Consider the following 11,612-nt stretch of genomic DNA (forward strand, 5'->3'; position numbering starts at 1 on the left):
CTCACCAAAACAAGTCAATATGAAACGGAAACACCTGCTTTTTTCGGCACTGCTGGTATTGGCATGCACTGGTATGGCGCAGGCGCAGTCAGGCAAATTTTACATGAAAGCAGCCGGCGGATATTTTTTCAGCGTTTCAAACGGCCAGTTCCCTGATGTAGGCCCTTATCCCCCGCGAGACATACGTAATTCGGTCAACCCTGGCACAGGCGCCACCACCACTATTTCAGAGAAGGTGCTGACCGGCTCTTACGGCGAGGGCGCCAGGGGCGGCCTTACCTTCGGGTATAACCTTAACCGGTATATGGCGGTGGAAGGAACGTTCAATTACTTCCACAGCAAAAAGAACCTGATGACCCGCAACATCACCACGGTGGAGAACTCCACCACTGTGGCCGGCAGCGTGGAGTCTTACGGCCATGTAAACGCTATAGACTTTGCCCCCAGCCTGGTGATCAGCCCGGGTTTCGAAAAGCTGAACCCGTACGTACGGTTCGGCGTGGTAGTGCCTTTGTGGGGCCGGCTCTTTATTGAAACGGATGCCAGCAGAATGAGCGCGGTACCGGGCCAGCCGGCCTTTATTATGGCACAGACCGCCATTCATCGTAAAGAGGAAATTGAGCCCAGCCCCACCATCGGCTTCCAGGGCGCATTGGGCGCTACCTATCCGCTGGGCAAACGGCTGGACATCTTCCTGGAAACAGAATACCGCAACGTGCCCGTTAAAGGCAAAAGCAAGGAAGTAACGGAGTACGATGAGGTGACCAACGTGGTCAACACCACCAACGGGCAGGTTATCTCCACCCAGCAGCGCGGCCTGAACGATCTGAGCACAGCGGAGCGGCATACGGACTATGTGACCACGCTTGACCAGAACTCCAACACGCCTACCGGCACTACCGGCACCAAAACGAATTATAAAAACGATAACGCGCCGGCCAATGATCTTAAATCCTACATCAACATTGGCGGCCTTGGGGTGAACCTCGGGGTGCGTGTCCGGTTTTAACAAAACACGATAATAAAAAAGAAGCTGTCCCTTTCTGTGAAGTGACAGCTTCTTTTTTGTTACGCAAGATCGCTAGAAAGTAGGCGGAGGAGCATCCAGGTCAGCATCCAGGAAATCAGTGACCATGGGTATCAGCCAGTCCGTCCGGTACATCATGCCAATATGCGTGGTACCCGGTATAATGGCAAGGCGTGATTTGGGCAGCCCGTGCATATCCCCCATCTTTCCGCCGCCCTTGGCGCGGAACAACTCCAGCGCATGCTCATACCGCACGCCGTCCGCATCGCCAATAGCCATAAATATCGGGGCCTGTATCTTTTTTACGTCCTTAGACCAGTCATAAGGCTTCAGATCAATGCTCATCACTTTTTTGATGTATTCCGGGAAACGGGCCGGGTCATTGCCAAGGCTGTCATATTGTTTTTGTATGGGCGATCCCTGGAACATTTCCGGCGTGAAAGTAGCAAAGCTGGCTTCTACATCCGGCCACCAGCCGTTATGCGCATACGTGCCAGACAACACTACCAGCCTGCGTACCTGTTCAGGATGGCGTACGGCCATCTGGAAGGCTACGCCGCCGCCCATACTGTAGCCCAGTACGTCCGCGCTGTCTACTTTGAGGTGCTTGAGCAGGCCGGATACATCGTCTGCCATCCCTTCGTAACTGAACTCCCTTGCAATATCCTTTGTACGGCCGTGGCCCTGCATTTCCGCTACTATTACCTGACGGTCTCCGGCCAGTTGGGGGATAACGTGAGACCAGTTCAAGGGTATGTTCATAAACGAACCATGCAGCAGCACAATGGGTTTGGATGTTCCCTGGCCGTATACTTCATAGTACATTTTCAGCCCGTTTATATCGGCATAACCAGTGTCTGCCGGTTTCACGGCCTGGCTGTCAACCTTCACTCCTGTTGCAGCTGATGCGTTGTGTTCTTCCCTGGGGCCTGGCTGGCAGGCCGCTGCCACCAAAACAATTGCAAGCGTAATACCTGTTATCATCTGCCTGTTCATATCGTGTGTGTGTTTGTTACGATACAAATCTCGGCAACAATATGATGTCATCGGCAGTGCGCATGCGACAATTATGGGGCAAAAAACGACATTGGATTTTATACGGGACTGACCTGAAAGCATATCGCTGCTTCCAGGTCAGCCCTTTCCTGTTTTATGTCAGAAAGCAGGTTGCCGGCAGGTTATCTCAAGGTTTAGGCAAGGATGAAGCATAGATAACTTACCTCTATATAGAGGTATAATATGGATGAGATATCCTTGTAACATGGGTGGGATATGGGTAAGATATCCTACCTCAAAGCCAATAGCAGCAACACTTTTAGCCCCAAGCCATTATCCAGTTAAAATACTAACTCACTGAAAATCAACCACTCATATTCTCCCGGAAAACAGGGGGCCGTCTCAAAAGTAATTTGATGGCCCCGAGAATCACGTAAACGAAAAATCTCTCCATCAGGTACCCGAATAAGATCAGGTAAAAATTACTTTTGAGACGGCCCCTCATGATTGCATCCGGGGCTATTTCCCCGCATCAAATATCTCCGTTACCACATGCCCCACATTACCACTGGGCATTTGTATGTTCAGCAGCGCGGCCAGTGTGGGCGCAATGTCTGTCATACCGGTGGTGCGGTGCGTTTTACCGGGCTTGATGCCCCAGCCCATCCATACCAGCGGTATATGCGCATCGTAGGGATACCACAGGCCGTGCGTGGCGCCGGTACGGCTGCCTTCTTTCCAGCCTGATTTATAGATGACCAGCACATCGCCGCCCCTTTCTTCATTAAACCCGTTCACGAACATGGTTTTAGCCGGCTCGGGGATGGCGGCGCCGCCCAGTTCTGACAGGCTGTAGGCGGCCACTACGCCGGGCTGCTGTTTCAGTACACGTATCACCGTTTTTTCCACCACGCTCATATCCACCTTCCGCTCCGCAAAAGCGGGGCGGTTAAGATATAACTGATGCGCGGAAACGCCCAGCACGCCTTTGGGTACGCCAAACTGCGCGTCCAGCGCCTTGTTCACGGCGGCAATAGCGTCCTTGCCATTGATGATGCCGGTGGGTTGGCGGTGCTCTTCCAGGTAACCTGGAGACTGAGACACGCCATGGTCTGCAGTGATGAAAAAGAGATAGTTGTTTTTACCGAAGCGCTGGTCCAGCCAGGAGAAAAATTCGGCCAGCTCTTTATCCAGCCGCAGGTATACGTCTTCTACCTCAATGGAGTTGGGGCCAAACTGGTGGCCTACCGCATCGGGCGATGAGAAGCTCACGGCCAGAAAGTCTGTCACCTTACCGCTGCCCAGGCCATAACCTTCAATGGCCGCTTTGGCAAATTCAAAAGTGAACGTGTTGCCGTAAGGGGTAGAACGGACATTTCCATTTTCCCTGCCCTTGAACTGGTGCGGGAAAACCGGCAACTGCTCATGACCGAAGGGCTTTTCATAGTCCTTGTTATCCGCCTCGCTTTGTTTGTAAGTATTCAGCGGGTACAAGGTATTCCAGCCATTGGCGAGTAATTGCTGCGGCAATTTCCGGTCATTAAAACGCTGCACCCATGCCGGCAGTTCCTGCATATAATAGGTGCTGGTCACTACCTTGCCGGAACCGCCATCGTACCAGAAGGCGGCGTTGGCGCTATGGCCGGCGGGGAAAATGGCGCCGCGGTCTTTCAGTGCAAAGCCTACCACCTTGCTCTCAAAGTTGGTGGCCATGCGCAGCTCGTCCGTTACCGTGCTGGTAAGCAGGTTGCGGGGAGACATGCCGCCTTTCTCTGAAGGGATGCCCACCGGCTGCACGGTAGAATCTTCTGCACAGTACATTTCCCTGTTCAGCGCGCGGTTGTACCAGCCGTTGCTGATAATGCCATGCACTGCCGGTACGGAGCCGGTGTATACGGAGGTATGGCCGCAGGCCGTTACAGTGGGAGCGTAATTGATAAGGGTATTCTCGCAGCTGAACCCTTCGCGCAGCAGGCGTTTAAAACCACCGGGGCCATAACGCTGGCTGTAACGGTACAGGAAATCCCAGCGCATCTGGTCTACCATCATGCCCACTACTATTTTAGGGCGTTCCGCGGGTTTCTGGGCAAAAGCCGCCTGCAGCAGCAGGCAGCAGCCTAATAAGGCAATCAGTTTTTGTTTATTCATCAGTTCAGTACTTTTTGACAAGTTGACATGCCGGTAAAGTTGCACATTCCATCCTGCAATTCCTTCCCTGCAACATTATCATTTCAATACTTTTAGAAAGCGGGCCATCCAGTAAGGGAGCAAAAATTCATCGCCCGCCAGTTCGCTGCTGCCGCCGCGGCCGCCGTCCAGGTTGAAAGCGTTGGCATTGTGGCGGTGAACGGGCTGCTCATCCAGCGGTATCAGTCTTTCCGTGGTTTGCCCCCTGAAGTTAGCAGGTAAAAACGTTAAATCCTTGCGATGCGAGTTTTTAATTTGCCAGGTAACAAGGTCCATCGGGAAAGTGCGCATCCACCAGAGCGTGGCAGCTGCGTCAAAATCTCCTGTGGTACCCAGGGCAATCAGGTCCCATACCGCATTTTTCTCCGGCCGCTCAATTTCCCAGTGGTTGCGGATAGCACCTCCGTATTGCTGCTTCAGCTGGTCCGTGAAGGCGTAGCGGTACAGTACCCAGTAGGTCAGGAAGGCCATTTCGTCGTCGCTATGGTTCCAGCCGCCCGTGCCCATGTCTATGCCCATATGTTTGTAACCGGGCGTATAGGTGATCTTGCGGTAGTCGATGAGGATGTTTTTGAGATAGCCGTGTTTGTTCATCAGGCGCGTGGCCTCGTCTTTATACTTCTTTTTGCCGGTGAGCGCGTAACCCAGCTGCAGGCCCGCTATGATGGTGGTGCTGCCCAGCTTGCGGTCACCGATGGTTTCGGGGTACCAGTTAATGTATTCAGGGTTCCAGCGGCCCCAGAGCGTGGGTTTGCCGTCTATATCCACCAAATAGTACTTGTTGTCAATGATGTGGGTCATGATCTTGTCTATGAAATCCGCCACCCGTTGTTTTTCTTCCGGCGTTTCCGCCACCATTTCATGCAATACGGCGGCAATCCAGATGTACGCCACAAACTCGTCGCTGCTGGTATGGCCTTTCCATTCCCATTCCGGGTCGGGAGAATCCCGCCATCTTTCCGGGTCGGAATTTTTATAGCCCTTGCGCTCAAACGTACGGCTGGGGAATCCTTTCAACTGGTTGATGGAGAGTATGCGCTCAAAGGCCTCAAAGGCTTCCCAGGCGTAGCGTTTGGCTTTGGGTTCTTTGGTAACGCCGTAGCGGAAAGCCTGGCTGCCCAGGTAAAACGCGCTCCAGAGGCCGTCATTATCTGTATCCGTCATCTGGGAGGTGGCAGCGTCTCCCGGCCTGCTGAGGTGCAGGTTGGCAATGAAGCCGTAACGGATATGGCGCTCCCTGATCTTGCGCTGGAAGTAGGCTGCCTTTTCCGCCAGCGTATGTTCCGGGAAGCTGATCCGGTTCAGGCCTGTGGAAGTAAGGAGGTACACGTTCCCTTCCCCGTCTGTTGCCATGCTTTTCACCTTGTCTTCGTTGAGCCAGCGCCGTGAGGCAAAGTAGCGGTACAGCCCTGCGGAGTCTTCCGCAAAAGCCCCTTGCGGCGTACCGGCCCAGACGCGGCCATTGCGCACCAGCAGGGCGCTGATGTCCGGCACGGGCACCCGTTGCTGCAGGCGCAGGCTGGTATCGCCCGTTTGGCTGTTAACAGCATAATACCCGTTATGCGTGCCAATGATCACTTCCCCGTTGCGGAAGGCCATGGCCTGTGGTTGCCGCACGGCCTGCAGCGGCACAAACTTTTCACCGGCCAGGGAGTAGATGCCCTTGGTTGTGAGCGCAAAGAAGCGGCCGTTATTTACCTGCAACTGCTCCACCTGCTCCGGCGGCGGGGCGCAGTTCACCAGTTTGCCGCCGCGCGCCAGTGCTGCCGCGCCGGGGCCGGCCAGCAGCACGCTGCCGTCTGCCGCCACCGCCAGCTGGTTGTAACGGCCTTTCACGGGGAGGTCCATGTAGGGTATGCCTGCGTACCCGTTGGTGAGCCATTTGTCTGCATACAGGTAATACAGATGCCCGCTGCCTTCCTGCGCAGTTACGTCAAGCGGTATTTTTTCCGCCAGGGGGCGGAAACGCACATCGCGCACCAGGGCGTTGCCGCTGGTGCGGTAAAAACCCTTGTCTGTAAGCACATGCACATTATCATTATAGTCCGTTATTACTTTTTTAAGCTCGCTGCCTTTCAGCTCGTCAGGCATGGCATACTGCAGGGACACGGGCTGATGGAAGGGATAGTCTGTAGCCTGGCCTGCCGCCATGGTAAAGGCAGACATGCAAAGCCCCAGCCCTGCAAGAGTTTTCTTCGCTGTCATGATCTATTTTTTGATGAGCCATACTTCCGTAACACGGGAGTGCTGGCGCCAGTTAAGATGTTCTTCATCAATGGCATCGAACGTAAGTTGCAGGCGGCCCTGGCGGGTCAGGGCCTGCGGTACGGGAAACTCCTTGATCTCTCCGATGCCTTTTCCGTATAATGTGGGTGTCAGTTTTTCTCCGTTTGCGCGCAGCAGGCATTCTCCGTTGCCGGTTACTCTTACGGTATAGCGGGCCGTGGAATCCAGCCGTTCATATACCATGCTGTGCGGCCAGCGCATGCTTACCTGCCAGGAGAGGCGCCTGCGGCTTTTGCCGCCGTCCCACCAGTCAAACCCCGGGTTATCGCTCCGCAGCATGAGCGGGTCGGTTTCCAGGCTTTCCGGCCGCACAATGTGCCGGGAGCGGCTTACATTGCCCACGTCGTCATAATGGCTGCCGGAGCCGGGATGCGTCCAGTTGGCAATAGTGTCAAGCGCGGCCAGTTGCTGCGCGGCGGGCAGTTGCCGGATGCGGGCAAACTGGTCTTCCAGCCACCAGCGGTTGTTGAGCGGCCTGTCAAGAAAATCCAGCACGGCGCCCCTTTCCGGGCCTGAAGCCTGGTATTTGGGCACGCTGGTCTGCAGGGCAATGGAATGGTAGAGGGAATCGCACAGGGCTATGATCTTGTTACGCCACGCGGGTTCCGGCGGGGTGTCTGCCAGCTGCAATATCTTTTCCGCCAGTTTCATAGCGGCATCCGCGCCCGTGATGGGCGCCTTGATGAGCGCGTTGCAGGCGGCTTCTTCCGCAATGGCTTCGCTAAAGGCCCGTTCACGCGTGTAGGCATCGTAGTAAGCGCGCAGCAGGAACATTTGCCAGCGCCAGTTGCGCGGGTGCCGGTGCTCCATTTGCTGCCACTGCTGCAGGGTGGTTACAATGCCCTGGTTTTTCAATGCCGGCCCCACCCAGTTGCGCTCCAGCGCCAAAATACCGTCTGCGGCGGCTTCCACCGTTTCGCTGTCAAAAAAGAAGTTGGCATATTCGAGCAGCATGTGGCGCGGCGTCTGGTTACTGTTCCAGCCCAGCATGCTCCAGATCATCTTGTTCACATCATCATGCGCGCCATCTGAATAACTGATAAAACCATCGTTCAGCGGTGCGGTATGCCGGAATGCGGCGGTGTGATACACCGGCCGGGGATTCACCGCTTCGCGGCCCAGGGTGAAAGCAAAAGCGGGGTCCCACCAGGGCACGGGAAAGTCACAACGCACGTTATGGGTAATGTCTGGATAATGCCGCAGCCGGTAGCCCCCGGGCAATGCCGCGCGGGTCTCTTCCATGGGCGGGCTGCCGGGGCCTGTGACCAGCCCGGCCAGCCATCCCGGCTTTTGCCGCCGGATATAATCGTACACAAAATTACTTTGCTCCTTGTCAAAACCCTGCAGCGAAAGCCAGATGCGCGCTTTGGGATGATGGCGCATCAGCCGCCCGGACAAACTCTCCAGGAACGGCACTACCAGCCGCGGGTCGTTATGCCCCGGGTCTCCCCCGGGAAAGAACACGGCGTCCAGCCGGGGCGCCTTGCGGAAGAGGGTGTCGAACTGGCGGAGGAAGTACGCTTTCTTTGCAGCATCGTTCAGGTCAAAGGTAGCGGGTGTCCACACCCAGAAGTTGACATCGTACCGTTTGCAGATCTCGCTGATGCGCAGGTTCATATCCATGGAAGGCAGCGAAAAATGCGGCCCCCACGGCTGGAAAGGAATGGCTTCTATGCTGTTGGCGCCGAAGATCACCAGTTCGCGGATGTACTGTTCATATTGCTCCGGGCTCCAGCCGTCGTAAGAGTTAGCCAGGTTGCGGTACCCTATCTGGTGGCCGCGCAGGGCTTTTTCCGGCGCTTCTGCCAGGGCCAAATCTGCGGGCAGGGTCACGCTATTGGGCGCGTAACGCAATATGCGTAACAGTTTACCGGCGCCAAACATCACTCCCCGGCGGTCAAACCCTTCTATCACAATTACCTCCCGCCCTTTTTCATGCAGGGCCGCCAGCCTGAAAGCCTCGGGCAGCGCAGGCAACGCCGGTAGCGTGCTTAAAGACCAGGGCAATGAAACGCCGCGTGTTTTTAGCACTATCACCGCACCGGCCGCCGGCAGCTTTGTTACTACCCGCCACTGAAGGCCCGTGCGTTTAGCCACTTCCTCCTGCAATACCCTGGCGGCCATGACCTGGCCCGGAGCGTATATGCTGGCCTGTTGCAGGGTGATGGCGTCAACCGTGGCGGAGCGCCCACCGTAACCGGTTACCAGTTGCGGCGTTGCGCGCTGCATGCAGGCTGCGGGGAACTTACCCACAGCACCAACAGCGGGCCTGGAAAAGCCCGCTATCAGTGTTATGAAAAAAAGCCGTTGCCAAAGTAATATCCTCATGCCGGAAATTCTGCTGTATTAAGCCAATAGTTGTGTTTAAAAAATAACAGGCCGCGCCTGTCTCATCTCAATGCCCCGCTGTACCCGCCGGCGCCTTGTTGGTGAAAACATTGCCGCCGCCTTTTTTCTTTTCCAGCTCAAAGGCATCATACAGCTCGCCGGTGGTTGTATAGGATTCGTAACGGAGTTTATTGCCTTTTATATGCACCAGCTGGAACAGCTGGGTATAGGACGCCGTTTTCTGCATCCAGGGCTGAGGGTCCAGCGGGTACATTTTAGGCCCGCTTACAGACACTACGTACACGGTATTGCCCACTTTTCCGCGGGCGTACGTATGGTCATGCCCCTGCATCACCAGGTCTACCTTGTATTTGTTGAACAGTGGCTGAAAGTGGCCGCGCACCTCCTTGTTGTCCCGCGTGCTTTTGGTAGAGAGTACCGGGTGGTGGAAAACGAGGCATGTCCACTGGTTGGGATTGTTCTTAAGCACCTCTTCCAGCCATGCCTTCTGTTTCAGCATGTTGGCCGGGTTGATCTCTATTTCCTGGGAGTTCAGGGAAATAAACCTTACGCCCTGCACGTCTGTATAATAACAGGTCTCTTCCAGCCCGGCGGGCCCGTTTTCCGGCAGCGTGAACTGCGGCCGCCAGAAGGCAGACACCATGCCGCTGTCTTCAGGAGTGTAATAATATTCATGGTTGCCGGGAGAAGGCATGGAAGGTATGGTGCTGTGAATAAATCCGCCGGCTTCAAACCATTGCTGCCACTCCACGTTACGGTTGCCCCGGTTCACCAGGTCTCCCGCATGCAGCATGAGCCTGGCATCAGGCGCCATTTCGTACGCCTTGCGGATGGTGCGTGACCACATGGAAAGCAGGTTGGTTTGCCCGTCTCCCAGGTAAATAAAAGTAAAAGGCTCTCCCGGTTTGCCTGCTGTTGTGAATTGGAACCACTCGCTCCAGTCTTCCCCCTGCCCTACGCGGTAAGCGTACAGGGTGTTGGGCGTCAGGTTGGGGAACACCATGCTGTGGTAATGCGCGTTCAGCGTGTCTGACAGCCAGGGTGTGGTAACCGCCTTGCTCTGCACGGCCTTGCTCATGGTGCGCGGGTCTGCCTGCGCGGGAACGATCTCTGCAAAACTTTCCTTCACGGCCGTGCTGGTGCGCCAGGTAACCGCCGCGGAGGTAGCCGGGTTTTCTGTTACGTTCAGTATGATCCTGTCTGGCCGGGCAGTTTGGGCGGATGCGCTGAACGCTCCGCCTATAACCATCGCCAGGCATAAAATGCTGCTTATTCTTACTTTCATTACATGTTATTTCAGGTACCACATGAGCGTGGTCTGCCTGTCTTCTCCAAATACGGTGAGTGCTTTCTGGTACTGTTCTTCGTTGTACGACCTTTCAGTTTCAGGGTAGATATAACGTTTGGGAATACCACCCGGCGCCAGCGGCCCCAGTACAAACTGCGGGTACCCGGTGCGGCGGTAGTCAAACCAGGCTTCGGCCCCTTTCAGGAAACCGGCAATCCACTTCTGCCCTATCAATTGCTGCAGTGTGCCGTTGTATTTCACGAGCGGCTGGTCAAAGTACCCGTCATCATCTGCTTCTTCCTCTACCCCATAATAACGCATGTTGGCCCTGATGCCTTTGTAATACATGCTTTCGGCCGTTTCCCCGGTTACGGTGATCTTGCCGGCCTGCAGCGCTTCCGCGAGTATGAAACATACTTCAGCGTAGGTGAGCATGCTGGCTTTCACCATGGCATGCAGGTTGGAATTGAACATGCCGCTGAGCCTTGACATGTGCGGGGTACCACCGTTATAGTCATACGGTGCGGGGATCGCGTTCGGTACGCCCACGTAGAGGTTGTTGTCCACAGTTCCGCCAGCGGGCTCGTCTACCGGTGCTATCCATACTTCCAGGCGGGGGTCGTTCCGTTGCAGCAGCGCGTCTACGATCTCCTTGCTGGGTTTTCTTTTGTCAAACTCGGAGTAGGCATTGGCAATAGGCGCGCCGGGCCATGCGTTAGCGCCCACATCTCCCAGGTACTTTATTTCAGCGTTATCTGCGTTAGACTCAAAAATGGGATACTGCGTTTTATTGTTCAGTATTTCCTGCATATCTGTAAAGGCTTGCGGATAGGCCTTGGAAATACGCAGCAGCATGCGCAGGCGCAGCGAGTTAGCAAATTTGCGCCAGTTGAGCACATTGCCGCCGTACATGGCGTCTGCTTTGGTATCTATAGGCTCCAGCTCTCCCGCCAGCATGGTGTTGGCTTCTTTCAGCTCATTGAGCAGGGAGGGATAGATGTCCTTCTGCTGGTCGTAAGACGGTTGCAGAATGCCCTCATCTTTAGACAATAACGCTTTGGAATAGGGAATGTCCCCATACAGGTCTGTGGCATAGGCAAAGTTGAACGCCCTTAATATTTTCCCCAGCGCCACATACTGCTGCTCTTCGCTTTCAATGGCCAGGTCCGTCATGCTTTTGATGGTAGACAGTTTGGAAAAATACCCGTCCCAGTTCTGCGGGCCCCAGTCAAATTTATCATTGCCTTCATTGCGTACCAGTGTAATGTAACGGCCGGCAGACGCAGGCTTATCATAATAAGCATCCTTCTGGTAGTCGTACGCGGAAGCGATCAGCGCCGTAGACAACAGGAACTGCGGATTGACTTTCTCTGACTGGTTAGGGTTCACGTTGATCTCTTCCAGCCCCTTGGCGCAGGAAAATAACGTGGTAACGAACAGTACCGGTAAAAATTTATGCAAACGTTTCATAAACGGAGA

Annotated in this window: 7 protein-coding genes; 1 reads left to right on the top strand and 6 read right to left on the bottom strand. The window is 55.0% G+C overall.

Annotated features, from left to right (window positions below; all coding sequences use genetic code 11):
* Nucleotides 1-19: 19 nt before the first annotated feature.
* On the top strand, nucleotides 20-1,009 hold the full coding sequence (locus D3A97_RS20900) for an outer membrane beta-barrel protein (RefSeq protein ID WP_119080487.1): 990 nt from the start codon (nucleotides 20-22) through the stop codon (nucleotides 1,007-1,009).
* A gap of 72 nt (nucleotides 1,010-1,081) precedes the next feature.
* Here the strand turns inward: D3A97_RS20900 and D3A97_RS20905 are convergent, their stop codons facing one another.
* The 6 genes from D3A97_RS20905 to D3A97_RS20930 form a co-directional block, all read right to left on the bottom strand.
* Complete coding sequence (locus D3A97_RS20905; protein ID WP_119080488.1) at nucleotides 1,082-2,023, bottom strand: alpha/beta fold hydrolase; 942 nt, start codon at nucleotides 2,021-2,023, stop codon at nucleotides 1,082-1,084.
* Nucleotides 2,024-2,542: 519 nt separating this feature from the next.
* Nucleotides 2,543-4,171: an alkaline phosphatase PafA gene (gene pafA / locus D3A97_RS20910; protein ID WP_119080489.1), complete on the bottom strand. Its 1,629-nt coding sequence runs from the start codon at nucleotides 4,169-4,171 to the stop codon at nucleotides 2,543-2,545.
* Nucleotides 4,172-4,249: 78 nt separating this feature from the next.
* Nucleotides 4,250-6,415: a hypothetical protein gene (locus tag D3A97_RS20915; RefSeq protein WP_157986665.1), complete on the bottom strand. Its 2,166-nt coding sequence runs from the start codon at nucleotides 6,413-6,415 to the stop codon at nucleotides 4,250-4,252.
* 3 nt (nucleotides 6,416-6,418) lie between these two features.
* Complete coding sequence (locus D3A97_RS20920; protein WP_119080491.1) at nucleotides 6,419-8,824, bottom strand: beta-N-acetylhexosaminidase family protein; 2,406 nt, start codon at nucleotides 8,822-8,824, stop codon at nucleotides 6,419-6,421.
* Nucleotides 8,825-8,891: 67 nt separating this feature from the next.
* Nucleotides 8,892-10,130: a purple acid phosphatase family protein gene (locus D3A97_RS20925; protein ID WP_119080492.1), complete on the bottom strand. Its 1,239-nt coding sequence runs from the start codon at nucleotides 10,128-10,130 to the stop codon at nucleotides 8,892-8,894.
* A 6-nt stretch (nucleotides 10,131-10,136) separates the two neighbouring features.
* Nucleotides 10,137-11,603, bottom strand: a complete 1,467-nt coding sequence (locus D3A97_RS20930) for a SusD/RagB family nutrient-binding outer membrane lipoprotein (RefSeq protein ID WP_119080493.1) — start codon at nucleotides 11,601-11,603, stop codon at nucleotides 10,137-10,139.
* Between the last annotated feature and the right edge of the window lie 9 nt (nucleotides 11,604-11,612).

Origin of the sequence: Chitinophaga alhagiae, assembly GCF_003568665.1 — a bacterium.
Taxonomy (GTDB): domain Bacteria; phylum Bacteroidota; class Bacteroidia; order Chitinophagales; family Chitinophagaceae; genus Chitinophaga; species Chitinophaga alhagiae.